We start from the raw sequence: 24622 nt of genomic DNA, 5'->3' as shown, positions 1-24622 counted from the left end.
ACCGCCGAAGTGATCGTCACAGGTCGGCCTACGGCCTGTCGTCACGGGTGACCTGACGCTCCTTCACCAGAAGCGCCCCCTCCTCGCGCACCAGGAGGTCGGTGCAGACGCACATCAGGGCCGGCCTGGGTTCCCCGTCCCGGCGAGTCTTGATGACCTGGACATAGCTCCTGACCTTCAGCGCCCCGTCCGGCAGCGGCCTAACGGCGATCATGCCGAACAGATGCCGCACGACCTCGCCGCTCTCGGCCAGTTCGGCCTGCGCCGTCCGTACTCCCGCCTCGAGCGCCTTCCTGCCCACGATCGGCTCGGGGGCGGAAGGAGGGGCGAACGAGCCGTCCTCGGTGAAGGTGGCCGCCCACTCCGAGGCCGCTCCGGAGTCCAGGAGCTGCATGTGCTCGGCGTAGAACTGCTGTACCTCCGCGTGGACCGTGGCGAACTCGGCTGCGGTGAGGGCGTCGGTCGAAGCCGTCATGGCGTGCTCCCGTGGTCGGTGTGCTGGTCGGCGTCGTCACGATCGGGGATCGGGTTCGAGCCCCGCTGGAGACGGCGCCGTGTCCCCGCCGCGAGCGACGGGCGCGGCCTACCAGCGAACTTCCATCGGTATGCAGGGGCGCCCCGCGATGATCCGGACGGATGAGACGGAGCAGGCCATGGGGAGTGAGACATTGCGGATCATCGATCTGTCATCGGCGGTCGACTCATCGCTGTACGAGCCCGATCCGGTGACACACGACGTACTGACGCCTCGTCAGGGAGCCCTGCACATGAGTGCGGAGATGCGAGAGCACTTCGGGCTGGAGCTCGACCCCGACGAGCTGCCGGACGGTGAGTTCCTCTCCCTCGACCGGCTCGCCCTGACCACGCACACCGGAACCCATGTCGACGCCCCCTCGCACTATGGGTCACGCGCCTCCTACGGCGACGGGGAGCCGCGGCACATCGACCAGATGCCGCTCGACTGGTTCTTCGGCCCCGGTGTCGTACTCGACCTGACCGACGCCCCCACGGGAGCCGTGGGGGCGGCACGGCTCAAGAAGGAGTTCGCGCGGATCGGGCACACCCCCGAGCCCGGGGAGATCGTTCTGCTGAACACCGGCGCCGCGGCCAGGGCAGGCACCCGGGAGTACTTCACCGAGTTCGCCGGCCTCGACGGCCCGGCGGTCCGTCTTCTGCTGGATCTGGGCGTACGGGTCATCGGGACCGACGCGTTCAGCCTGGACGCACCGTTCGGCGATGTCATCGCCCGATACCGCGCCACCGGCGACCGATCGGTGCTGTGGCCCGCGCACGTCGTGGGCCGGGACCGTGAGTACTGCCAGATCGAACGGCTCGCCAACCTCGAGGCGCTGCCGGGGCCGTACGGCTTCCAAGTCGCCTGCTTCCCCGTGAAGATCGCGGGCGCCGGCGCGGGCTGGACCCGTGCGGTCGCCCTCGTCGACGAACAGTGACCGACCAGCACCGACCACACAAGGAGAACAGCATGTTCAGCGCAGAGCTGGCCGAGGTGTACGAGATCATCTACCGCAGCCGTGGCAAGGACTGGGCCGCGGAGGCCAAGGACGTCGCCCGGGAGATCCGCTCCCGGAAGCCGGACGCCGCGTCACTGCTCGACGTCGCCTGCGGGACCGGGGCTCATCTGAGGACCTTCGGCGAGGTCTTCCGGCACACCGAGGGGCTGGAGATAGCCGAACCGATGCGCGAGCTCGCCGCGCAACGGCTGCCGGACGTCAAGGTGCACACGGGGGACATGCGCGCCTTCGACCTCGGGCGCACCTTCGACACGGTCGTCTGCCTGTTCTGCGCGATCGGTTACCTGGGCGAGGTGGAGGACATGCGCTCGGCCGTCGCGACGATGGCGCGCCACCTGGTCCCCGGCGGTGTCCTCGTCGTCGAGCCGTGGTGGTTCCCGGAGGACTTCATCGAGGGCTATGTCGCCGGTGACCTGGCTCAGGAGAACGGCGTGACCGTCACCCGCGTCTCGCATTCCACCCTCCAGGGGCGCGCCACCCGGATGGAGGTGCGGTTCGTCGTCGGCGACCGGTCCGGGATCAGGGAGTTCACCGAGATAGACGTGCTGTCGCTGTGGACCGAGGAGGAGTATCTGAACGCCTTCCACGCGGCCGGCTGCACCGCCGAGTTCCTGCCCGGCGGTCCAACCGGTCGCGGACTGTTCATCGGGACGCGGTCCTGATCTCCTCGGCACCTTCCGCCGTCGTCGCCGGGTTCTGTGCGAATTCGGCGGCGATGGCCATGACGTACTTGCCGTAGCCGGAGTTGGACAGCCGTTCCCCCAGCCGGTAGCAGGAGTCGGCGTCGATGAATCCCATGCGCAGCGCGATCTCCTCGATGCAGGCGATGCGGACGCCCTGGCGCTCTTCCAGGGTCCGCACATACTGACCCGCCTGGAGCAGCGATTCGGGGGTGCCGGTGTCCAGCCAGGCGAAGCCCCGGCCCAACTCGACCAGCCTCGCCCGGCCCCGCTCCACGTAGACCCGGTTCACATCGGTGATCTCGAGTTCCCCGCGTGCCGACGGCTGGGTGTTCTTGGCGATGTCGACCACGTCGTTGTCGTAGAAGTAGAGCCCGGTGATCGCCCGGTTGGACCGGGGATGCGTCGGTTTCTCCTCTATCGACAGGAGCCTTCCGTTCTCATCCGTCACCCCTACGCCGTAACGCTCGGGATCCTGCACCGAATAGCCGAAGAGAACGCATCCATGGATATCGGCCGCATTCTCCGCCAGCGTGTCCGAGAACTGGTTGCCGTGGAAGATGTTGTCACCGAGCGCCAACGCGACGGAATCGGAGCCGATATGATCGGCGCCGATGACCAGTGCCTCCGCGATCCCACGCGGCCGATCCTGCTCGGCATAGGTGATACGGAGGCCCAGATGCGATCCGTCGCCCAGCAGATCGCGGTACTGCGGGAGATCGGCCGGCGTCGTAATGATCAGAATGTCCTTGATTCCGGTCAGCATGAGCACCGCGAGCGGATAGTAGATCATGGGCTTGTCGCCGACCGGAAGTAATTGTTTCGATACGGCGAGCGTAATGGGATGAAGTCTTGTCCCCGAGCCGCCGGCGAGGATGATTCCTTTCATGTGCACAGCCTTCCTGGAGGATTGTTCGGGGCCGCGTACGAACAATCATGCTAGGGAAGGCGCAAGAGAGGCCGCAAGGAACGCGCACTTTGGTCAAGTTATGTGCGAGGGGAATTCGAGTCGTCGAAAGAGGTGAACGGATTCCCGCCGTGGATTCGAGGGCACCGGTCAGACCGTCCTCGCTCTCTGCCGTACGTCCTCGACGAGGCGGGCCTGCCGCAGCGCCTCGGCCTCGGCCCGCGGCGCGCCGGTGCCGGACCGGACCGCGGCGACGAAGGCCTCGAACGCGTTGCGCACCTGGTGGTCGGCGGGCGCGTTGAGCTGGGTCAACCGGTCCTGCTGCTGGATGGTGACCAACGGTTTGAGCTGCTCGGGAGGTGTGAAGGCACGGTCCAGGCTGATCCGTCCTCCGCTGCCCCACAGGGCGTAGGTGCACCGATAGGAATGTTCGAAGCCGTAGTCCAATTGGGCCGTCACCCCCGCCGGAGTGACCAGCAGCGCACTGCCCGCCACGTCGACGCCCGTGACCGGGTCCATCCGCCGGGTCGCGGCCAGGACCTCCAGTTCCCCGGGGAGGTACAACTGCGCCGCGCGCAGCGGATACACGCCTACGTCGAGCAGGGCGCCGCCGCCCAGGGACGGCTGGTACCGGAACGACTCGGGATTCAGCGGGGGCACCCCGAAGGAGCTGGAGAAGACCTGGAGCCTGCCGATCGACTCCTCGACGAGTCCGCGGACCACCGTGTGCTGCGCATGGTGCAGGAACATGAAGTTCTCCACGAGCACCAGATTGCGCTCCCTGGCGAGCTTCATCAGGGCCACCGTCTCGCTGTAGGTGGTGCACAGAGGCTTCTCCGCCAGTACGTGTTTGCCCGCGTGCAGTGCCTCGGCGATCCACTCGAAGTGCAGTCCCGGCGGCAACGGGATGTAGACCGCGTCGATGTCGTCCCGGGCGAGCAGATTCCGGTAGCCCGTCACCGCGTCGCATCCGAAACGCTCCGCGACCCGCTCGGCCTTCTGGCGCGACCGGCTCGCCACTGCCACGATCCGCGCGGACTCGGCGCCGACGATCACGGGCAGCATCCTGCGCAGGGCGATGTCGGCGCATCCCAGAACCCCGATGCGCAACGGCCGGGCCCCCTCTCGATCAGACATCGGCGACCTCCCCGGGAACGCTGGCCACCAGGACGCTCTGGGCGGCGTCCGTGAGGACCGAGTCGAGACGGGACTTGGCGTACGCCCTCGTCAGTTCGGGAAAGGCGTAGTGGATCTTGTCGTTGCCGAATCCGACGATCTTGATGAGGTGGTCGTCCGCGAACCGGATGAGCAGGCGCTCGACGGCGGCCGGCTCCCAGCCGAGAAGCTCTGCCGCCGCGTCCCCGGTGAACGCCGCGCCGGGCAGCATGCTGAGCAGCCGGAAGGTGCTCTGCTCCTGCCGGCTGAGCCGGGCGTAGCTGGAGTCGTACATCGCCCGCAGGTTCAGATCACCGAGACAGAGCTCGTCGAGAGCCTGCGGAGAGTTCGTCAGCCTGTCCGCGAGGACGGTGAGGGGAAGCCCCGGCACCGCCACCAGCCTGCTGCCGATGCACCGGAGCGCGACCGGCAGCCGGCCGCAGAGTTCCACGAGCCGGTCGGTGGCACGGCGTTCGGCCTCGAGCCGCGCACGGCCGACCATGCGGGCCAGCAACTCGACCCCCTCCGCGTGGTCCATGACGTCGAGGTCGACGTTCAGCGCTCCGCCCACCCCGTGCAGCGTCCGGCAGCCGGTGACGATCACGGCGCACTCCGGGTTGGCCGGAAGCAGCGGGCGCAGGTCGGCCGACGAGGTGACGTCGTCGATGACTATCAGCAGACGACGGTTGGCGGTCACCGAGCGGAAGAGGTTGCACCGTTCCTCTGTGTCGTCGGGTATCTGGTGTTCGGCCATCCCCAACGACCTCAGGAAGCCCAGCAGGACTTCCCCCGGATTCCTCGGTGTCGCCGACGAGGCCCGCAGGTCGGCGAAGAGCTGGCCGTCACCGAACTGCCCGCGGACCAGGTGCGCCACATGCACCGCGAGGGCGGTCTTCCCCACCCCTGGCATACCGCTGATCAGAGCCATCCACGGGGCCGTGCGCAGCGCTCCCGCTTTCTGTGCCGCCGTGAAGTCGGCGACGATGTCGCCGACCACCGCGCCTCTTCCGGTGAAGTCGGCCAGGTCGGCAGGGAGTTGCGCCGGGGTCGGGACACCGGCGACGGCCGGCTGCGGGGCCCGCCTCGGGGTGCTCGGCGCCGACGGCGAAGCGGCTGGGGCGGCAGGAGCTGCGGGAGCTGCGGAGAGCATGGTCAGTTCGGCCGGTTCCGCCATCACGGCAGTGAGCTGATGGTGCGGGACGGAGGTGTCCAGGGGGCCGTCCGCCAGCAGTGCCCGGTGCAGTTGCTTGAGTTCCTGCCCCGGCTCGAGTCCGAGCTCCTCGACCATGTTGTTCCGCAGCACTTGGTACACCTCGAGTGCCTCGTGCCGGCGTCCCGAGCGGTGCAGGGCGATCATGAGGAACGCGTGCAGGTTCTCGTGCAGGGGATGCGCCATCATCAGGGACTTCAGTTCGCTTATCAACTCACGGTGCAGGCCTAACCGCAGGTCGGCCTGGATGCGCAGCTCGCGGGTCCGGAAGTGGAGTTCCTGCAGCCGGATCACATACGAGGTCAGCAGGCTGCCCGGCGCGACATCGGCGAGCACCGGACCGCGCCACATGGCGAGCGCTCGTTTCAGCACCGCGGCCGCGCCGACCGGATCGCCCTCCTCGAGCAGTGCTTTACCCGCGTTCGCATCGGTCTCGAACGTGTGCAGGTCGATTGCCGAATCGGGGACCGCGAGCAGATAGCCGCCCGGCTTGGTATGGAGGATCTCCTCGCCGCCCTGACGGAGCAGCACCTTTCTCAGTTTGTACACGTAGGTTTGCAACGTTGTCATGGCGCTGCCCGGCGGATTGTGTTCCCACAGTTCGTCGATCAGTTCGGCCGTCTGGACCAGGGTGTTCCGTCGCAGAAGCAGGAGAGAGATGACCTGTCGCGGTTTCGGTGCCGTTGGAACGACATTGCACCCATGGTCGAGTATTTCTATGGGCCCCAGCACTCGGAAATCCATGAAACCCCCGTTCGCTGACGACTGGTAACGATGTGCTAACAGTCGTGTAGTGGAAAACTAACTGACGAACGTACGGTCGAGCAAGGTTGAGCAGAGAGTTCCAGTCGCACACGCGACACCGCGTGATGGCTGGAATCTTTCGAAATGGGATGGCGGCACGGGCGAATCCGGCGAGGTGAGAGCCTCACCGGTGACGGCACCTGGTCACGCTCCTGCGCGACTGGCCGCCGCGGCTATGCCGACGGTGATCGGGGGCGCCGCCACGTCTTTGTGTGCGGCGTCATCGTGTGAAATCGCCCCGAATTCGGTAAGGGCTTTCTCAAAAGGGCTGTCGAGTGGCTCGGATTGCGTCTTGTTTCGAGGCTTCAGTACTTCGGCGGGCGGACGGGGTGGGCCCGGCGGCAGTGACGTCGCGTGCCGGGCCGGGCGTGCGGGTCAGGCCCCGCCCTCAGGCCCGCCCGGGGTGGCCGGCGCTGCCGGCTCTTCGTGGTCGGACGGGGTTTGCAGGGAGGTGGTTGCCCCCGTCACCGCTGACCGGCTTCCTCGGTGCTTGCTGTCTCCGGCTGGCGTCCGTCCCGCAGCGGGCGTCCGGGCCGACCGCTTGAAGAGGCATCCCGCTCCTTCGGTTGGTGCCGCGAATAGTGACGTCGAAGCTGATGTGATGCGAGGTCAGACATCGGGTTCTTCCCCGGCGCCCTTGATGCGAATGCCGTTCTCGAGACTGCGCAGCACCGAGTTCAGGGCCTGGTGCCGCGGGAGTCGCCCTTTGTGTACGGCGTCGCAGCCGGCGTAGATGAGGGCCCAGAACACGCTCTCGATCCAGGCGCTGCTCACCTTGGAGTCGAAGACGCCCTCCGCGCAGCCTCGTTCGATCAGGCGGGCCACGGCGTCGGTCCTGGCTCCCTGCTCGCTGAGGTTCTCGAAGGTGGCGCGCACGCCGGGATCGCTGAACAGGAAGAGGAGATGGTCGCCCACGTCGAACATCGTCGCGACGAGCCGGCGCAAGGTCTGCACCGGATCGTCGTCGTCCAGCCGGGCCTCCTGGATCGCCTGACTCATCACGCTGGCGGAGTCCTGGATGACCGCGTTGATCAGCGATTCGCGGTCCGGGAAGTAGCGGTGCAGGCTCGTCCGTCCCACGTCGGCGGCCTCGGCGATCTCCGCAAGCGTCGCGCCGCGGTTTCTGGCCAGAAGCGACGCGGCGGCCGTCAGGATGGCACGGCGCGTGCGTGCGCGGACTCGTGACTCCGCGGGCGCCGCGTGTGGGGGCACGGTGCTCGGCATGTAAAGCAGCCTAACCAGAGTCTGTTGTAGAGGCCAGCGCTTACCAAAATAGATCATTGATGTTCCATAATGAGACTCGCAGTGCTACTTTGGCGCGGACAGTCCTATGGAAGGTGCTGCGATGTCCACGTTCGCTTTGACCGCGGAGCTGCTGTGCAAGCGCTTTGGCAAGGTCAACGCCCTCGACGGGTTTTCGCTGGAGGTACCGGAGGGGACCGTGTGCGGTCTGCTCGGACCGAACGGCGCAGGCAAGACCACGGCGGTACGGGTGCTGAGCACCTTGATACGGGCTGACAGCGGCAGGGCCACTGTCGCCGGGTTCGACGTCTCCGCGCAGGCCGCGCAGGTGCGCTACCGGATCGGGTTGGCCGGGCAGCGGTCGACCGTCGACGAGATCCTCACCGGCCGGGAGAACCTGGAGATGTGGGGCCGACTCCATCATCTCGGTCCCAGAGGCGCAAGCGAGAGGGCGGGCCAACTGCTCGAACAGTTCGGGCTCACCGAGGCCGCCGACCGGCGCGCCGGGGGTTATTCGGGCGGTATGCGCCGGCGGCTCGACCTCGCTGCCGCCTTCATGCTGGCGCCCGCGGTCATGTTCCTCGACGAGCCCACGACAGGTCTCGATCCGGCCAGCCGCAACGAGGTCTGGCGGTCCGTCCGCGCCCTCGCCGCAGGGGGCACGACCGTCCTGCTGACGACGCAGTATCTGGAGGAGGCGGATCAACTGGCGCACCAGATCGCCGTCATCGCGCGAGGCAGGGTGATCGCCGACGACACTCCGGAGCGTCTGAAGTCGCTCGTCGGCGGGGACCGGATCGATCTGGTGCTCCGGGACGCCCGGTCGTTATCGGTGGCGGCGTCCCTGCTCGAAAGGATCGCCGGAACCGAGCCCGAGGTCGACGGGGAGACCGGGAGGATCAACATCCCGGTGACCGACCGCACCGCCGCCCTCCTCGAGGTGATCAGCGCTCTGAACCAGGCCGGGATCGAGATCGAGGACATCTCGCTCCGCCGTCCCACACTCGACGAGGCCTTCCTGTATCTGACGGCCCGTCCCCAGACCGAGGAGACCCCGGCGTGACGCCCCTGACCGCACTCCCCGCTCCGGCCATCCCCAAGTCCCGGATCGCCTCGCTCCGTTGGATCGTGGCGGATGCCGGCGTCCTGCTCCGCAGGAACCTCGTCCACTGGACCCGCAAGCCCTTCGTCCTGGTGTACAGCCTTTTCTGGCCGATCATGGTCGTGCTGATCTTCGGCTTCATCTTCGGCAGCGCCATGAAGGTGCCGGGGGGCGGCGACTACCGTCAGTTCCTGATGCCGGGTCTGTTCGGGCAGACGATGCTCTTCGGTGCGGTGACCACGTTGACGATCGTCACCAACGATGTGGCCAGAGGAGTCACCGACCGGTTCCGCTCCATGCCCATGTCCTCGGCGGCGGTCGTGCTCGGGCGCAACTTCGCCGACATGTTCCACTCGGCGGTGGAACTGTTCCTCCTCGTGCTGTGCGGGCTCGCCATCGGCTGGCGCTGGCACCATGGGCCGGCGCAGGCCCTGGCGGCCTTCGGACTGCTGCTTCTGCTGCGCTTCTCGCTCATCTGGGTGGGGATCTACATGGGCCTGCTGGTTCCGCAGGAGGCGGCAGGCGCCGCGTTCATCCCGCTCTACCCGATCTCCCTGCTGGCCAACACCTTCGTCTCACCCTCCCAGATGCCCGTGTGGCTGCGCGTGATCGCCGAGTGGAACCCCCTCTCGGCCACGGTCGGGGCGTGCGGCCGGTTGTTCGGCAATCCCGGGCGCGCCGGGGGCTCGTGGCCGGCGCACCACTCCCTGCTGCTGGCGATCGCCTGGCCGCTGCTGATCATCGTCGTCTTCATGCCGCTGTCCGTCAGGCGCTGGCGCAACCTCGGCGGCTGACTCCTCGTGGTCCGGCCCCGTCCTTCGTGGCGGAGCCGGACCACGGCGCGTCAGCGGAAGTCGGAGGCGTGATCGCGCGCCCACTGTGCGAACGTCCTGGCCGGCCTGCCGGTGACCGGCTCGGCGGTCGGCATCTCGACGGGGGCCTCGGGTTCCCACTTCTCGTGTGCGTCGGACGGATCCGTCTCGACGCCCGAGTAGTCCTCGAAGCCGAGCAGGAAGTCGGCGTTGGCCGCCGCGAATCCGCCCTGCTTCCGGTAGATGTCGCGGGCCCGGTCCGCTGTGACCTGCTCGAAGCGGATCTCCTCGCCGACGGCCTCCGCGATGATGCGCACCTGTTCCCTGGTGTCGATCAGAGCGGGGCCGCAGAGCGTGTAGGCCCGGCCCACGTGCCCGTCCTCCAGCAGGGCGATGGTGGCCACGTCGGCGATGTCCCTCTCGTGGGTCAGATACCCGGCCGCGTTCGGGTAGGGGTCGCGCACCACGCGTTCGGCCCGGATCGACGGGCCCCACAGCCAGAGCTTGTTGAGCGCGAACTCGCCGGGTCGCACATGGGTCCACTCCAGACCGGAGGCCTCCACGGCCTGTTCCACCGGGAGATGGAAGTCGGTGTCGTACCCGGTGGTCACGGCACCGGAGGACAGTACGACGATCCGCCGCACTCCGGCGCGCTTGGCGAGGTCGACGACCTCCCGCGCCGTCTCGGCCACGGGGAAGAGATACATGCGGTCCACGCCGTCGAGCGCCTCCGTCAGGCTCGAGGGCCGGGTGAGGTCCCCGGCGGCCACCTCGACGCCCTTGGGGAGGGCCGCGGCACCGGGATCGCGGGTCAGCGCTCGTACGCTCGCCCCCGCCTTGACGAGCTGATCGACCACCAGGCGCCCGACGTTGCCTGTCGCTCCAGTCACGAGGATGGTCACGCCATCCATCCCTTCATAGGTCCGGTGGAGCCGTCCGTACAGGACCGGGGCTCCCAAGGCCAACACTGCCATCATTCTGCTCTCCATAATGGAGTCCCGGTGCTCGATTTTGGAAGTTCGACGTTCCAAAGTGCCGGAACCGGCGATGGTCAAGCGAGGTTTGACCAAGCTGCGAGAGGCCCCGCGCACTGTCGAGAACAGATACATCAGCACCGTGTCAAGTGCCTTGCTGCGAAAGGGTCTGAGATGCTCGAGGGGCAGCCGCGGGTCAGGGAAGGCGGCGGCGATGTCACGTTCGTCAATCGGTTCACCACACACGCGCCCGACGACGAGTTCGAGCGCGTGTTCGCCGAGGTCTGTGAGTTCATGGCCCGGCAGGCCGGCTTCCTCGGAAACACGCTGTTGAAGCATGCGGAGGACGAGCACAGCTACATCAACATCGCGCGCTGGCGCGACATCGAATGCTTCCACAAGGCGCTGGCGCACCCGGAGTTCGAGCCGCATGTCGCCCGGCTGCGTACGCTGAGCACCAGCGAACCGCATCTGTACCGGCCACGACTCGTCGTCTCGGCCGGCCGCGGGGAGCAGCGGTGAGCCGGCGGGTCGTGATCACCGGCATCGGGGTGGTCGCACCCGGTGCCACCGGGGTCAAGGCCTTCTGGGAACTGCTGACCGCGGGCCGTACGGCCACCAGACGCATCTCGTTCTTCGACCCGGCGCCCTTCAGGTCCCAGGTCGCGGCCGAGTGCGACTTCGACCCGCTCGCCGAAGGGCTCTCTCCGCAGCAGGCGCGGCGGATGGACCGCTCCGCCCAACTGGCCGTCGTCAGCGCCCGTGAGTGCCTGCGGGACAGCGGCCTGGACCTGGAGTCGTTCGACCCGTCCCGGACCGGTGTGGTGGTGGGCAGCGCGGTGGGCTGCACCACCGGTCTGGAGGAGGAGTACGTCGTCGTGAGCGACGGCGGCAGGCGATGGCTGGTCGACGACGAGTACGCCGTGCCGCATCTGTTCGGCTATCTCGTGCCGAGCTCCATCCCGAGCGAGGTGGCCTGGGAGATCGGTGCCGAAGGCCCGGTGTCGCTGGTCTCCACCGGCTGTACCTCCGGACTGGACTCCGTCGGCCGGGCCGTCGAGCTCCTGCGGGAGGGGTCGGCCGACATCATGGTCGCCGGGGCCACCGACGCGCCGATCTCACCGATCACCCTGGCGTGCTTCGACGCCATCAGGGCGACCACCCCCCGCAACGACGAGCCCGCCACGGCGTCCCGCCCGTTCGACGCCAGCCGCAACGGGTTCGTGCTGGGTGAAGGCTCGGCGATGTTCGTCCTCGAGGAGTACGAGCACGCACGACGCCGCGGCGCGCACATGTACGCAGAGGTCACCGGGTTCGCCTCGCGGAGCAACGCGTTCCATATGACCGGACTGCGGCCCGACGGAACGGAGATGGCGGAGGCGATCGTGACGGCGATGGATCAGTCGCGGATCACCCCGGCCGACATCGACTACGTCAACGCCCATGGTTCGGGCACCCTCCAGAACGACAGACACGAGACCGCCGCCTTCAAGCGCAGCCTCGGCGAGGACGCCTACCGGGTGCCTGTCAGCGGCATCAAATCGATGATCGGCCACTCTCTGGGCGCCATCGGCTCGCTGGAGATCGCGGCATGCGCGCTGGCTGTCGAGCATGACGTCGTACCGCCGACCGCCAACCTGCACCAGCCCGATCCCGTCTGCGATTTGGACTATGTCCCCCTGACCGCCCGGGAGGGCCGCTTCGACACGGTGCTCACCGTGGGCAGCGGCTTCGGCGGGTTCCAGAGCGCCATGGTGCTGCGCCGGCCGGAACGGAGCGCCAGGTGACGTCGACCGTGATCACCGGCATGGGCGTGCTGGCGCCCACCGGACTCGGCGCGGCCGAGCACTGGAGGAACACCGTCGCCGCCCACTGCCGGATCGGTCGTATCTCCCGGTTCGAGCCCGATGGCTATCCGTGCCGCAACGCCGGACAGATCGAGGGGTTCGTCCCCGAGGAGCACCTTCCGAGCAGACTGCTTCCACAGACCGACCACATGACCAGGCTGGCGCTGACGGCCGCCGACTGGGCCGTCAAGGACGCCGGACTGGACACGGGAGATCTGCCCGAGTACGCCATGGGCGTGGTCACGGCGAGTTCGGCCGGCGGCTTCGAGTTCGGGCAGCGCGAACTTCAGGCACTGTGGAGCAAGGGCCCGGCCCACGTGAGCGTCTACCAGTCCTTCGCCTGGTTCTACGCCGTCAACTCGGGCCAGATATCGATCAGGCACGGACTGCGCGGACCCAGCGGTGTGCTGGTGACCGAACAGGCCGGCGGCCTGGACGCCATCGCCCAGGCCAAGCGGCATGTGACGGACGGGATACCACTGATGCTGGGCGGGGGAGTCGACGGCTCGCCCTGTCCGTGGGGGTGGGTGGCGCAGCTCACCAGCGGAAGGATCAGCAGCACCGAAGCACCCGAACGCGCCTACCTTCCCTTCGACGCGGACGCCGACGGCCATGTGCCCGGAGAAGGCGGCGCGCTCTTCGTCATGGAGTCGGCGCAGTCGGCGCGCGCCCGCGGTGCCTCCGTCTACGGGGAGATCGCCGGATACGCGGCGACCTTCGACCCGCCGCCCGGCAGCGGGCGTCCGCCCACGCTGGGACGTGCCGTGGAACTCGCGCTGGAGCAGGCGAAGCTGTCGGCAGCGGAGGTGGACGTGGTGTTCGCCGACGGGGCGGGAACGCCGGAACTCGACCGGCGGGAGTCCGCGATGCTGCGCGACCTCTTCGGGCCCTACGGCGTACCGGTGACCGTACCCAAGTCCCTCACCGGGCGTCTCGGCGCAGGCGGCGCGGCGCTCGATCTGGCCACCGCCCTGCTGGCGATGCGACACGGCACGATCCCGCCGACGGCCAACGTCCGCCCGGCACCGGAACACGAGCTCGACCTGGTCGTACGACCCCGGAAAACCGCTGTGTCGACGGCCCTCGTCCTGGCGCGCGGCCACGGAGGCTTCAACGCGGCGATGGTGATCAGGAAGCCGGCCGGGCCCGAGGGAAAGGGCGGTCCGTGCTGAACACGACGTCTCGAGACACCGACGAGAACGGAAGCGAGAACACGATGGACGAGCTGACCGGCGCCGAACTGATGGAGATCATGCGTGAGTGCTCCGGCCAGGGCGAGGAGGTCGAGGCCGGGCGCGACCCGCTGGACCTCTCCTTCGCGGACCTCGGTTACGACTCGCTCGCCCTGCTGGAGACCGCGAGCCGCGTCGAGCGGACGTACGGCATACAGCTGGCCGAGGAGGACGTGGCCGCCGCCCGGACACCGCGCGCGCTCCTCGAACTGGTCAGAAGGACGGCCGCCGAGGCCGCCTGAGCGCAGGCTGCGGCCGGTGTCCGGCCATTCCTCCCCCGGGCTCGCGTTCGGGGGAGGAGCGGCCGGACGGACGCCTTCTAGCGTTCGCCGTACGGCGCAAGGGCCCGTAGCAGACCCTCGTGATGGACGAGAGGGGGGCCACCGTTCCCCTCTCCCGCACTCTCGACCTGCCCCACCGCCAGGGAGTGGTCCCCGATCCGGAGCACGTCCCTGAGCGTGCAGTCGATCCAGCCGGTGACTCCCGGCAGCAGCGGATTGCCCAGCGGCGAGGTGAGCCAGGTGAGTCCGGTGAACTTTGCGCCGCCGGGCCTGGCGAAACGGGCGCACAACTCGTGCTGGCCGTGGGCCAGCACGTTGGCGGTGAAGGTACCGGTGGCCTCGATCCGTGGCCAGCTGGTCGAGCTCTCGCTGACGAAGATCCCGATCAGCGGGGGGACGAGCGAGATCGAGACCAGGCTCCCCACCACGAGACCGGCAGGTCCCTCGCGGGTGCCGGCCGCGATCACGCTCACCGAGGTCGGCACCCGGCCGAGGGCCCGCCGGAACGTCGCCGGGTCGACGGCGGCACCGCCGAGCGGGCCCGCCGGCATCATCCACCTCCGAGCGGCCGCCACCAGTCTCGGTTCTCGCGGTACCAGCGCACGGTGTCCGCCAGGCCACGCTCCAGCGGGATGGCCGGCCGGAAGCCGAGTTCTTCCCGGATCTTCGAACCGTCCAGCGCGTACCTGCGGTCGTGTGCCTTCCGGTCCGGCACGTGCTTCACCCGGGCCCAGTCCGCGCCGCAGGCGGCGAGGAGCAGCCCGGTGAGCTCACGGTTCGTCAAGGAGGCGTCGCCCGCGACGTTGTAGGTCTCGCCCGGCCGGCCGGACTCCAGCACGAGCTGGATCGCCCGGCAGTGGTCCTCGACGTGGATCCACTCCCGCACGTTCAGCCCGTCGCCGTAGAGGGGCACGTCGGAGCCCTCAAGCAGCCTGATGACGAAGAGGGGGATGACCTTCTCCGGGTACTGGTAGGGCCCGTAGTTGTTGGAACAGCGCGTGATCGTGGTCTTCAGGCCATGGGTGCGGTGAAAGGCCCGGACCAGGAGATCGGCGGCTCCCTTCGAGGCGGCATAGGGCGAGTTGGGCTCCAGCGGGTGGTCCTCGGGCCAGGCTCCGCTGTCGATGGACCCGTACACCTCGTCCGTCGACACATGGACGAAACGAGAGACACCGGAGCCGAGACAGGCGTCCAGGAGGCTGTGGGTACCGAGGACGTTGGTGGCGACGAACGGGGCGGATCCGGCGATCGACCGGTCGACGTGCGACTCGGCGGCGAAATGGACCACCGCGTCGTGGCCGGGGAGCACCCGCCCGAGCAGCCGGCCGTCGCAGATGTCACCCCGCACGAAGGTCATCCGGGGATGCGTCCGGGGAAGGTTGGCCCGATTGCCCGCATAGGTCAGCTTGTCGAACACGGTCACCGCGGCGTCCTCGAACCCCGGATAACGCCCGGCCAGCATGGCGCGCACATACGCCGAGCCGATGAAACCGGCGCCTCCGGTGACGAAGATCCTCATGGACGCCATCCGCCCGCCTCCGGCCAGGGTTCGCCGAGCTGACGGTAGGTGCCCTGGAAGTCGGGCCAGTCCCGGTGATCCCTGACCTTGCCGTCCACGAGACGGAAGAGGTGGATCTGCTCGCCCGCGAAGCGGCGGCCGGTCGGGGCCATGCCGACGAGGTTGCCGACATGGCGTCCGTAGAGCATCAGGTGCGCACGGACCCAGTCGTCCTTGGCCTCGAGTCTGATCTCCTCCAGGTACGCCTCCTCGGAGAAGGTCGTCTTGACCCACTTCACGACCATCGCGAACGCCTCGGGCCCCTGCGAGATCCCGTGTTCGATGGTGGCCGGATTGAGGTACTCGGGGTGGATGTACTCGTCGACGTCGTCGACCTTGCCCGTGTTGAAGGCATGGATGACCCGCCGTACCGCGTCCAGGTGGGGACTCATGGATGTCCTTTCACGAGGCTCGTCGCCCGAGGATGTGCAAAGACCGGTCGCCGACCGATCGAGCCTCGCTCGACCCGGGCCGCGGGGCCTTCGTGGCCGCCTTGGCGGCGAGGACGAAGCGGACCGGCGTCTCGATCGTCAGCGGCCCGTCCCCCTCACGCATCGCATCCAGTTCGGTGGTCAGATGGCGCCGCAACCGCTGTGCCTCGTCGGCGGACAGGTGCTCCCACAGCAGCCGCATGCCATGAGTGTGGGACCAGTCCACCCAGACCTCTCCGGAGGGGGCCACCAGGTCGACGGGTTCGTCCTCGACCCTGACGTCGGTGAATCCGGCCTCCTCCATGGTCCGGCGCACATCGTCCTCGTGCTCCAGCCAGCTGTTGAACCGCCGCCGCAGCGCATCGGGCCGCCACTCGGAGGGCAGGCTGCTCAGCAGCGAGCGGGGGATGAGCTCGGTGAAGACCGGGGGAAGGAAGGGAAAGGTGTCCTGCCGGAACACCGGGCTGGTGAATCCGATCCGGCCCCCGTCCGAGAGGATCCGGGCGTACCTCTGCAGTGCCGCCCTGGCGTTGGGCAGGAAGATCAGGCTGTAGCTGCCCATCGCGACGTCGAACGTTCCCGGGTCCAGGCCGGGTTCCTCGGCGTCCATCACCCGGAGGTCCACATGGGCCAGCCGCCGCCGTACGGCTTCCGCACGCGCCCTCTCGATCATCCCCGGGGCGATGTCGATGCCCATCACACGGCCGTCGGCACCGACCGCCTCGGCGGCGGGGAACAGACACGCGCCGAGGCCACAGCCGATGTCGAGTGCCCGCTCTCCCGGCAGCGGGGCCAGCCGTTCGACCAGCCGCCTTCCCATGGGCCCGAAGAAGGTCACCCCGAGCCTGTCGTAGCTGGCCGCGGACTTGTCGAATGCCCGGGTGACCTCGTACTTGTAGGTCTGTTGCTCCATGTTCGCTCCTCCACCGGTCCCTCAGCGGTGCCCAGCGTCGTCAGCGTCTCTTGCACGGGGGTCGAGGGCGGATCGAGTCGAGGAGTGCTCTAGCCGCGGCCGCTAGCGTGCGCACGTGGTGGTGAAGATCGATGACGGCGAACTCGGCCGCATGCTGCTGACGTTGCGTGGCTTCCAGTGGGTCTACGGCGTCAAGGACGATCCGTACGCACTCCTGCTCCGGGCGGCGGAGGACGATCCGCAGATGCTCGGCCGCGAGGTCCGGCGGCGCGGTGCGCTCTACCGAAGCGTCGCCGACGCGTGGGTCACCGCGGACCACACGGTCGCCGAACGGCTCCTGGCCGACCCGCGGATGAGCCATCGGCGGATGCGCCCGGTTCCCGCCGAGCTGGTGCTCCCGGACGACCCGATGCCGTGGGACGTGCCACCCCTCGACGACGTCCTGCCCCTGGACCGGGCACGCCTCGACCTGCCACGGGCGGACTACGAGGCCCTGCGCGGCCTGGTCCGGCCGGCGGGCACCGACGGCCCCGCCGAGGAGGCATGGCGGCGGGCCCTGGACGGCAGGGCGGGCCCGTTCGATCTGCTCGCCGACGTCGCGCACCCACTGGCGGCCGCCGGCGTCGCCGAGCTGATCGGCCTGCCGGCCGGCTCCCGCCCGCGGTTCGAGGTTCTGGCCCGGGACACGCGGATGGCGCTCGACGCGGTGCTGTGCCCGCCACGGCTCGAGACCGCGCTCGCGCTCACCGCCGCCATCGAGCGGATCGAGGAACTGGTACGGCCGCTCCCCCTCGACACGACGGCCGCCGTTCTGCTCGCCGTCCTCGGTGTGTCCGTCACGGCCGACCTGGTGTGCGGCGTGGTGGACGCGCTCCTCGAACATCCCCGCCAGTACGGCCTGTTGCGGAAGGATCCGGGCCTCGCGGCTCAGGCCGTCGAGGAGGGGCTCAGGCACTCGCCGCCGGTCCGCCTCCTGAGACTGATCGCTCAGGAGGCCGCCGGGATCGAGGGATGCCCGGTCGGCGCGGGGGAGAGTGTCGTGGTGCTGGTCGAGGCCGCCAACAAGGACCCCAGGGTCTGGACGGACCCCGGCCGCTACGACCTGAGCCGCACGGACAGCGCCCGTCACCTCACCTTCGGCGCGGGTACACCCGCCTCGGTCGTCGAACCCGCCGCCCGGGCGCACGCCGTCGCCGCCGTCACCGCGATCGCGTCCATGCCCACGGAGCTGCGTCGCGCGGGTGTGCCCCGCCGACGCCCTCGCTCACCGGTCACCCGTGGGCTTCTCGGGCTGCCGGTGACGATGTCCTAGGTGTGCGGTCGGGGAGGCCCATGACAGGGCCGACCGCTACCGCCGGCATGGGGACAGCGGGCATGCACGATCTCTCCAGCCGGCCTCACTCCAGCCCACGTCGGACCCCTGCCGCCATCGAGCGGCAGACAGCGTTCCCCGACTGCCTGGACCGGTACGACCACCGCCGGCCCCGCACCGGCATCGGCGGCCCGCCACCAGCCGGCCGCTCCACCAACCTGTCCTGAAAGCACTCCCAGGCCCTGTCGTCGCACTCCCGGCACCTGTCCGGGGGCCGCCGCGCGGATGCGACGGCCGGGTCTGGGCCGCTGCCCGGGGGATCAGGCTCCGGGCTCGATGGACAGGGCGTGGTGGAAGACGTTGCGCGGGTCCCAGTGCGCCTTGACGCGTTGCAGCCTGGGGTAGTTGTCCCGGTAGTAGAACGCGTGCCAGGGCACGCCGGACTTGTTCCAGGCGGGGTCCGCGATATCGGTGTCCGGGTAGTTGATGTAGCAGCCGCCGTAGGCGGGACCCGGCACCGGGACGCCGCCGGTGTCCGCGTGCACGTCCCGGTAGAGGGAGCGCACCCAGGCGAGTTGTGCCGCCGCCTGGTCCTGGGAGAACCACGGGGCCTGGAAGACGGCGCTGAACAGCGAGTCCCTGTGGGGCATGGCCGTCGCGGAGGGGGCCACGGTGTTGACCTTCCCACCGTAGTGGCCGACGAAGACCTGGGCGCCGTAGTGCTCGGCACCGCCCTGGGTCAGGTAGCGGTGCACCGTCGCTATCTGCTGGTCCGTCCATGCCGTGCGCAGCAGGGCGTCCTTGTTCTTGAAGGAGTAGTCGCCGGGGTAGACGTAGTAGAGCGTCTTCTTCAGCCAGGGCCCTGACGACGGCGTGGTGGCGTAGTGGGCGCCGACCCCGTGGGAGACCGCGGCCAGATAGTCGTCGATCCGCTGCTGAGCGCCGGGCAGGGTGCCGTCGATGCCCACGTCGAGCTCGATCTGCCCGTTGATCGCGTGGTTCAGCGTGAAGCCCGCGTTGAGCTCCGGATCGGCGGTGGGCCCCTTCTGCTCCCGCCAGGTCATGAAGTTCCGTACGAGCCGGCTGAAGGAGGCCTCGTTCAGATCGGCCCACTGCCAGACCGCGCTGCAGGTCAGCAGCTTGCCGGGCGGACGGGGAAGCACCGTGGAGGGATCGTCGCCCCTGGCGTCGGGGGAGCGCACCAGGTAGCGGGTGACCACGCCGAAGTTCCCGCCGCCCCCACCCGTGTGACCCCACCACAGGTCCCGGTGCGGGTCGTCGGGGTTCCGGGTGGCCAGGACGGTCCTGGCGCGGCCCGACCGGTCGACCACCACGACCTCGACGCCGTACAGATGGTCGGCGGCCAGCCCGTGACGATGGGCCAGCGCGCCGTATCCGCCGCCGGCCAGGTGCCCTCCGATCCCGACGTCCGGGCAGGTGCCGGCCGGCAGGGTCACGCCCCATCCCAGGTAGAGGTCGGTGTAGACGTCCCCGAGCGTGGCCCCGGACTCGATGGCGAAGGCGCCGTGACGCGGGTCGTAGGACACCGCCTTCATCCGTGACACATCGATGACCACGTTCACGTCCGGGTCGTCGACGAAGTTCTCGAAGCAGTGCCCGCCGCTGCGCACGGCGATGCGCTTGCCTGCCGAGACCGCCTCCTGCACGACCTGCGCCACCTGCTCGGGGGCGGTCACCACACGGATCGACTCCGGATGGCCGGTGAACGCCTTGTTGATCCCCCGGAGCACCAGGTCCTGGTACCTCGCGTCCGAGGGGCCGACCGTGACCGCGTCCTCGGGCCCCGGGCCGTAGGGGGCAGCGGCCCGTGCGGCGTCCGGCGCGGACACCACGGTCCCGGCCCACGCCACACCGCCGGCCGCCGCCGCTCTGCCGAGAAAACGACGCCGCGATACCTCTGACACGTCACCACCAGCCTTTTCCTGAGAAGTGTCGGGGACCGGACGAAGGCCCCCGTGGCACCGAAGGTATGGATGACCTCTGGTATTCGGATAGCGGCGGCGTGGACGGCGAAACGAGTGGAAATCGAAGGGGCGGCAGTAGCTTTCCCGTGCTCGAACCCCTGAACGGGTTCCGACCGGGCATGAGGAGAGCAGGGGGCACTATGACGCTTTTGGGCAGCAAGCACGCCTTGATGGTGGGCGCACTGCACCAGCCGCGGACGCCGGAGGGACGCGAGCTTCTGGAGATCATTGCCGGCCAGCTGCCGAACATCGAGGCCGTCGCCGCCACGCACGACCGGGAGGGCAGCTTTCCCGCGGAGATCTTCAAGTCGCTGATCGATGCCGGAGTGCTCCGGGCGACCGTCCCACGGGAGCTGGGCGGTCTCGGCCTCGGCAGCGTCCACGACGTCTGCCTGGCCGTCATGCGGCTGGCGGAGGCCGACCCGTCCGTCGCGCTCTGCCTTCACATGCAGCTCAGCCGGGGCCTGACGATGTCGTACGAGCTCGCACACGGCACCGATGCCGGCCGCAGGCTCGCAGAACGCATCCTTCGGCTGATGGGAAACGAGGACGCGGTGGTCAGCGGTGCCCTCAAGGACGCGGGTGCCATCACCCGTCTGATTCCCGCGGCCGGCGGCGGCTGGACCCTGCACGGCCGCAAGATCCTTGTGAGCATGGCCCCCGTCGCAACCCACTTCGTTGTCCAGGCGGAGACCCGGCCCGTCAGCGGGGAGCCCCGGTTGGCCTCGGTCTTCGTGCCCGCCGGAGCCGAGGGCCTTTCGGTGCCCGACAACTGGGACGGCATGGGCATGCGGGCGTCGGCCAGCTCCGAGGTGATCTTCGACGGCTGTTCCATCCCGGAGACCGATCTGTTCCTGCGCGGTCCCGTCGGCGCACGGAACGACGCCGCCCTCGCGGGGCAGGCGGTCAGCTCGATCGGTCTGCTCGGCGTGTATGCGGGCATCGCCCAGGCATCGAGGGACATCGCGGTGAACGCCGCCGCAGGGCGCAAGGGCCCGCTCTCCGGCGGAGTGGGCACGCTCCTCGCCGAGCTCGACGCCAAGTTGTACTGCCTGCGTGCCACACTGGCCGCCGCGCTCGACAACACCGATCACTACGCCCACCACGCGCTGGAGGACCCCGCGGAACGGGGCAGGGTGATGATGGCGCCCTTCCAGTATGCGAAGCTCACGGTCAACAGGAACGCGTCCGCGATCGTGGAGGACGCCATGACGGTGGTGGGAGGGGCGTCGTTCACCTCCGGTCACCCCCTGTCACGGCGTTACCGCGACGTCCGTGCCGGCTGGTTCATGCAGCCCTACACCTACGGGGACGCCGTCGACTTCCTGAGCGGCTGCGCACTGCAATCGTGAGGGTCCGCAAGAGGGGGGTTCCCGGGCCTCTCCGAACGGCCCGGGAACCCCCTGCGGAGTGCGCACCGGTCAGCCGGCCTCGATGAGGGGGAAGTCGGGGCCGTCCAGCGGCTGTCCGGGGCGCAGATGGCGCAGGTGCTGATCCTGGACGCCCGGCAGGTAGGTGGCGGTCGCGTCCATGTAGACGACGCCGTAGCCGACACGGGCCTCGTCGGTGTCGTTGACGCCGGCCCGGTGCACGGTGCGGCAGTGGTGGAAGGTGACGTCTCCGGCGCGTACCGGGACGGTGGTCCAGGGCCGCCACGCATAGTCCGGCCAGATCTCAGTGATGTTGACGAACTCCGCGAAGCTGGTCATATGGCCCTGACATGCGGAGTCCGGCCGTAGGTGCGAACCGGGCATGAAGCTCAGGCAGCCGCGCTCCTCGGGAACGTCGACGAGCGCGATCCAGGCGGAGAGAGTCCTGCGGGCATCGGACATCGGCAGGCCGGTCTCGTCGTCGTGGACCAGTGTGGGCAGTGCCCGGCGCGGCTTCTTGAGCAGGATGTCGCTGCTGTAGAGCCGCAGCGGAACCTCGGCGAGCGCGGAGGCCAGGCCCGTGATCACGGGATGCAGTGCGAGCCTCTTCAGCAGGTCGTGCTTCCGCCATGCGTTGGCGACGTAGTGCACCTGCACCTCGTCCTCGGGGCCCCAGAGCTCCGGCCCCTCCTTGCGCACGAGTTGCTCGGCGGCGGCCCGGTATTCGGCCACCTCGGCGGGGGAGAGTATCCCGGGGAAATGCACATACCCGTTCTCCCGGTAGTGCTGCTCGGCCTCATGGGTCAAGGGCACACGTGCGGCAAGCCGGTGGGAATCGACCATCTGTTCTCTCCTAGTGGGCTGAGGGTCGGTGCTGATCCTGCGCGGTGTCGAGGAGGGTGCCGAGGAACAGGCCGCGCCCGGAGTTGAGGCCCGCCACGTACTCGACCGACAGCCCGGCGGAGGTGAAGGCGGTCTCGTACTGCTCGCGCGTGAACAGCGAGATGGTGTGTTCCTCGGCGAAGTGGCGGGCACCGGCCCGTGCGTCGGCCACCAGGTAGTGCACCCGCATCACACATGTGTCTCCCGCCCGCGCGGAGTGCGAGACCCGGGCCACCGTCCTCCCGTCCGTCTGTGTGACATGGCCCGCGACGTAGCCGTCCTGGAAGGTTTCGGCGAACCACCAGGGATCGACGGCGACCACGCCTCCCGGCACCAGGTGCGCGGCGAAGGAGCGCAGTGCCGCCTCCAGCTCGGCCGTTCCGGCCGCGTAGCCGATCGACCCGAACATGCACGTCACGACGTCGAAGGTGCGGCCGAGCCGAAAGGCGCGCATGTCGCCCGAGTGCACCACGCAGCGGGCGGGGAGCCGCTTTCGGGCCAGGGCGAGCATGGGCTCCGACATCTCGAGTCCCTCGGCATGACCGAAAAGGTCCGCGAAGTACCGCAGATGTGCGCCGGTGCCGCATGCGACGTCCAGCAGTGAGTCCGCATCCGGTTTGCGCAGGCGAGCCCGTCGTGCGACCTCTTCGGCCTCCGCCCCGTAGTCCTTGCCCCTGGACTTGTGCATCAGTTCGAAGATGTCGGCTTGCTCGGTCCCGTACATGGCTCCCCCGGGGCGGTCGGTGTCTGGCTCATGTTCGGACGGGCGGCTCGACGATCTGTCGCACGGGGATGGAGTGCGCGCCTTCGTGAGCCCGCGCCGCTCCATGGCATCTGCACCGATTCACCACCGAGGGGCGACAGGCTCGCGACGGAAGCGGATCTGTCCATACAGAGGAGTCGCAACGTGAGCGCAAGCCGGACGACGACGGGCGGCGGACGGGACGGCGGGGCCTGGGACGACGACAGGGGTTTCGGGCCGCTCGCCTCCGCCACGGAGGAGGACCCGGGGGACACCGCGGAGCTGCTCAAGGAACTGGCGCGATACCTGGACGCGGACGCACCGGCGATCAGCCTGCCGCCGCGGGTGTTCAGCTCGCCTCGGGTGTACGAATGGGAACGGACCAAGGTGTACGGCCGTTCCTGGATCCTGGTCGCGCACCGGGACGAACTGACGGAACCGGGTGACTATCTGTCACTCACCATCGCGGGGGAGTCCGTTCTCGTCGCCCGGGGCGAAGACGGCGGTCTGCGGGGCATGTCACCGATCTGCCGCCACCGCATGATGCCCGTCGTCGCGGAGGGCACGGGTCATGCCGACGCCTTCACCTGTCCGCAGCACCTGTGGAAGTACGGCTTGGACGGCCGTCTGATCGGCGCCACGTTCATGCGCGGGAACAAGGCCTTCGACCCCGCCGCCTGCCGGCTGCCCGCCTTCGCGGTGGAGGAGTGGAACGGGCTGGTCTTCGTGAACCTCGATGCCGAAGCCGAGCCCCTGGCGCCGCACCTGAGCAGGATCGGCGAGGATTTGGCGCACTACCGGCTGGACGAGATGGTGCAGATCGGGAGCTGGGTGGAGGACTGGGCCGTCAACTGGAAGATCGCCGTGGAGAACGCCCACGAGAACTACCACGTCATGGGTTTCCACCCCGAGACGTTGAACCCGTCGGCGCCCGGGGGGACCGACACCGCCGTACGGTCGGATTCGCCGTGGGCGACCAGCCTCCTGGTGCCGCTGGTGGAGCCGTTGCAGCCCGAGGGAGTGACCCTGACGGACGAGGAGAAGGGGCGCATGTACTGCTTCTTCACCTTCCCGGCGGGAAGCCTTGCGGCCTGTGGGGACCAGGTCATCTGGCTCAGCTTCCTGCCGGTGTCCGTCGACAGGACCCAGGTGCGGGGGGGCGTGCTCACTCCGGCCCGTCTGGTGGAAGGGGCGGACCGGGAGGAGGTCCGGCAGGGGGTCGAGGCCTACTCCGCGGTCATCAACGGCGAGGACCAGCGCGGGCTGGAAGCCGTGCAGCGGGCGGTCGGCTCCCGCTTCGCCGGACGCGGGCACCTGAGTCCCAAGGAGCCCGGCGTCCTGGTCTTCTACCGGAATCTTGCGAAGGCGATGCTCAGTTCCGAGGGTGAATGGCCGGGGGAGTGGCGGTCGTGAGCGGTGGTGCGAGGCACTTCGCGGTGCGGACCGCGAAGTGCGCGGGCTACGGCATCTGCGCCGGGATCGCCCCCGAGGTGTTCACCGTGGACGACCAGGGATACGGCAGGGGGCCCTCGGGTGCGGTTCCTGCCGGCCTCGTCGAGCTGGCCCGGCGGGCCGCTGACGAGTGCCCCATGGCAGCCATCGCGGAGGTGACCGAACCGGTCAGGCCCGCCGAGTAGAGCGGCGCGACCGG

General features: G+C 69.0%; 25 protein-coding genes. 12 read left to right on the top strand and 13 right to left on the bottom strand.

The genetic code is table 11. The features are described 5' to 3' along the window. Positions 1–28 precede the first annotated feature (28 nt). Positions 29–475, bottom strand: a complete 447-nt coding sequence (locus tag LZ604_RS33615) for a nuclear transport factor 2 family protein (RefSeq protein ID WP_234519878.1) — start codon at positions 473–475, stop codon at positions 29–31. Between the two features lie 193 nt (positions 476–668). Here LZ604_RS33615 and LZ604_RS33610 point away from each other — a divergent pair, with 193 nt between their 5' ends. Both LZ604_RS33610 and LZ604_RS33605 read left to right on the top strand, forming a co-directional pair. Continuing rightward, complete coding sequence (locus LZ604_RS33610; protein ID WP_234519883.1) at positions 669–1451, top strand: cyclase family protein; 783 nt, start codon at positions 669–671, stop codon at positions 1449–1451. 32 nt (positions 1452–1483) lie between these two features. After that, positions 1484–2194 (top strand): class I SAM-dependent methyltransferase, encoded by a 711-nt coding sequence (locus tag LZ604_RS33605; protein WP_234519877.1) that lies wholly within the window; start codon positions 1484–1486, stop codon positions 2192–2194. On the opposite strand, the gene rfbA is transcribed toward LZ604_RS33605, so the two are convergent. The 4 genes from rfbA to LZ604_RS33585 form a co-directional block, all read right to left on the bottom strand. After that, complete coding sequence (gene rfbA, locus LZ604_RS33600; protein ID WP_234519876.1) at positions 2175–3101, bottom strand: glucose-1-phosphate thymidylyltransferase RfbA; 927 nt, start codon at positions 3099–3101, stop codon at positions 2175–2177. The genes LZ604_RS33605 and rfbA overlap by 20 nt on opposite strands. 168 nt (positions 3102–3269) lie before the next feature. Further along, on the bottom strand, positions 3270–4256 hold the full coding sequence (locus LZ604_RS33595; protein ID WP_234519875.1) for a Gfo/Idh/MocA family protein: 987 nt from the start codon (positions 4254–4256) through the stop codon (positions 3270–3272). Next, positions 4249–6228 carry an AfsR/SARP family transcriptional regulator gene (locus LZ604_RS33590; protein ID WP_267972162.1) on the bottom strand — a complete coding sequence of 660 codons (1980 nt, stop codon included), beginning with the start codon at positions 6226–6228 and terminating at the stop codon, positions 4249–4251. Before LZ604_RS33590 ends, LZ604_RS33595 begins: the two co-directional genes overlap by 8 nt. A 669-nt stretch (positions 6229–6897) precedes the next feature. Next, the gene (locus tag LZ604_RS33585; protein WP_234519872.1) at positions 6898–7512 is read right to left on the bottom strand and encodes a TetR/AcrR family transcriptional regulator; all 615 of its coding nucleotides are present in this window, start codon (positions 7510–7512) and stop codon (positions 6898–6900) included. 121 nt (positions 7513–7633) lie between these two features. Here LZ604_RS33585 and LZ604_RS33580 point away from each other — a divergent pair, with 121 nt between their 5' ends. Beyond that, on the top strand, positions 7634–8593 hold the full coding sequence (locus tag LZ604_RS33580; RefSeq protein ID WP_234519871.1) for an ATP-binding cassette domain-containing protein: 960 nt from the start codon (positions 7634–7636) through the stop codon (positions 8591–8593). A gap of 5 nt (positions 8594–8598) precedes the next feature. Beyond that, positions 8599–9426, top strand: coding sequence for an ABC transporter permease (locus LZ604_RS33575; RefSeq protein WP_234519882.1), 828 nt, complete (start codon positions 8599–8601; stop codon positions 9424–9426). A 50-nt stretch (positions 9427–9476) separates the two neighbouring features. Here LZ604_RS33575 and LZ604_RS33570 read toward each other — a convergent pair whose 3' ends face one another. Next, positions 9477–10346, bottom strand: coding sequence for an NAD(P)H-binding protein (locus LZ604_RS33570; RefSeq protein ID WP_308283707.1), 870 nt, complete (start codon positions 10344–10346; stop codon positions 9477–9479). A 246-nt stretch (positions 10347–10592) separates the two neighbouring features. Here LZ604_RS33570 and LZ604_RS33565 point away from each other — a divergent pair, with 246 nt between their 5' ends. Genes LZ604_RS33565 through LZ604_RS33550 form a run of 4 tightly spaced genes read left to right on the top strand, consistent with a single transcriptional unit; the run spans position 10593 to position 13739 of the window. Then, positions 10593–10940 carry an antibiotic biosynthesis monooxygenase family protein gene (locus tag LZ604_RS33565; RefSeq protein ID WP_234519870.1) on the top strand — a complete coding sequence of 116 codons (348 nt, stop codon included), beginning with the start codon at positions 10593–10595 and terminating at the stop codon, positions 10938–10940. Beyond that, the gene (locus LZ604_RS33560) at positions 10937–12205 is read left to right on the top strand and encodes a beta-ketoacyl-[acyl-carrier-protein] synthase family protein (RefSeq protein WP_234519869.1); all 1269 of its coding nucleotides are present in this window, start codon (positions 10937–10939) and stop codon (positions 12203–12205) included. Before LZ604_RS33565 ends, LZ604_RS33560 begins: the two co-directional genes overlap by 4 nt. After that, the gene (locus LZ604_RS33555) at positions 12202–13437 is read left to right on the top strand and encodes a ketosynthase chain-length factor (protein ID WP_308283706.1); all 1236 of its coding nucleotides are present in this window, start codon (positions 12202–12204) and stop codon (positions 13435–13437) included. The genes LZ604_RS33560 and LZ604_RS33555 overlap by 4 nt, the downstream gene beginning before the upstream one ends. Continuing rightward, the gene (locus LZ604_RS33550; protein WP_308283705.1) at positions 13431–13739 is read left to right on the top strand and encodes an acyl carrier protein; all 309 of its coding nucleotides are present in this window, start codon (positions 13431–13433) and stop codon (positions 13737–13739) included. The genes LZ604_RS33555 and LZ604_RS33550 overlap by 7 nt, the downstream gene beginning before the upstream one ends. A 77-nt stretch (positions 13740–13816) precedes the next feature. On the opposite strand, the gene LZ604_RS33545 is transcribed toward LZ604_RS33550, so the two are convergent. From LZ604_RS33545 to LZ604_RS33530, 4 genes are read right to left on the bottom strand one after another with little or no spacing between them, the layout of a single operon-like run. Next, positions 13817–14332 carry a flavin reductase family protein gene (locus tag LZ604_RS33545; RefSeq protein ID WP_234519868.1) on the bottom strand — a complete coding sequence of 172 codons (516 nt, stop codon included), beginning with the start codon at positions 14330–14332 and terminating at the stop codon, positions 13817–13819. Beyond that, the gene (gene rfbB / locus LZ604_RS33540; RefSeq protein ID WP_234519867.1) at positions 14329–15297 is read right to left on the bottom strand and encodes a dTDP-glucose 4,6-dehydratase; all 969 of its coding nucleotides are present in this window, start codon (positions 15295–15297) and stop codon (positions 14329–14331) included. Before rfbB ends, LZ604_RS33545 begins: the two co-directional genes overlap by 4 nt. Continuing rightward, complete coding sequence (locus tag LZ604_RS33535; RefSeq protein WP_234519866.1) at positions 15294–15728, bottom strand: ester cyclase; 435 nt, start codon at positions 15726–15728, stop codon at positions 15294–15296. The genes rfbB and LZ604_RS33535 overlap by 4 nt, the downstream gene beginning before the upstream one ends. A 10-nt stretch (positions 15729–15738) precedes the next feature. After that, the gene (locus tag LZ604_RS33530; protein ID WP_234519865.1) at positions 15739–16680 is read right to left on the bottom strand and encodes a class I SAM-dependent methyltransferase; all 942 of its coding nucleotides are present in this window, start codon (positions 16678–16680) and stop codon (positions 15739–15741) included. Between the two features lie 115 nt (positions 16681–16795). Here LZ604_RS33530 and LZ604_RS33525 point away from each other — a divergent pair, with 115 nt between their 5' ends. After that, positions 16796–17992, top strand: a complete 1197-nt coding sequence (locus tag LZ604_RS33525; protein ID WP_234519864.1) for a cytochrome P450 family protein — start codon at positions 16796–16798, stop codon at positions 17990–17992. Between the two features lie 320 nt (positions 17993–18312). Here LZ604_RS33525 and LZ604_RS33520 read toward each other — a convergent pair whose 3' ends face one another. Further along, positions 18313–19917 (bottom strand): FAD-binding oxidoreductase, encoded by a 1605-nt coding sequence (locus LZ604_RS33520; protein WP_234519863.1) that lies wholly within the window; start codon positions 19915–19917, stop codon positions 18313–18315. Positions 19918–20117: 200 nt separating this feature from the next. Between LZ604_RS33520 and LZ604_RS33515 the strand changes: the two genes are divergently transcribed. Then, complete coding sequence (locus LZ604_RS33515) at positions 20118–21329, top strand: acyl-CoA dehydrogenase family protein (protein WP_234519862.1); 1212 nt, start codon at positions 20118–20120, stop codon at positions 21327–21329. A gap of 69 nt (positions 21330–21398) precedes the next feature. Here the strand turns inward: LZ604_RS33515 and LZ604_RS33510 are convergent, their stop codons facing one another. Further along, entirely contained in the window at positions 21399–22190 is a 792-nt protein-coding gene (locus tag LZ604_RS33510; RefSeq protein ID WP_234519861.1) for a phytanoyl-CoA dioxygenase family protein, read from the bottom strand. A 10-nt stretch (positions 22191–22200) separates the two neighbouring features. Next, entirely contained in the window at positions 22201–22953 is a 753-nt protein-coding gene (locus tag LZ604_RS33505; protein WP_234519860.1) for a class I SAM-dependent methyltransferase, read from the bottom strand. Positions 22954–23136: 183 nt separating this feature from the next. Between LZ604_RS33505 and LZ604_RS33500 the strand changes: the two genes are divergently transcribed. Next, positions 23137–24384 (top strand): aromatic ring-hydroxylating oxygenase subunit alpha, encoded by a 1248-nt coding sequence (locus LZ604_RS33500; RefSeq protein ID WP_234519859.1) that lies wholly within the window; start codon positions 23137–23139, stop codon positions 24382–24384. After that, entirely contained in the window at positions 24381–24608 is a 228-nt protein-coding gene (locus LZ604_RS33495; protein WP_234519858.1) for a ferredoxin, read from the top strand. The genes LZ604_RS33500 and LZ604_RS33495 overlap by 4 nt, the downstream gene beginning before the upstream one ends. Positions 24609–24622: the final 14 nt, after the last annotated feature.

This window comes from Streptomyces glomeratus, assembly GCF_021462825.1.
GTDB lineage: Bacteria > Actinomycetota > Actinomycetes > Streptomycetales > Streptomycetaceae > Streptomyces > Streptomyces glomeratus.
Note: the sequence above shows the minus strand (reverse complement) of the source record. Positions and strands in the feature narration are given on the sequence as shown.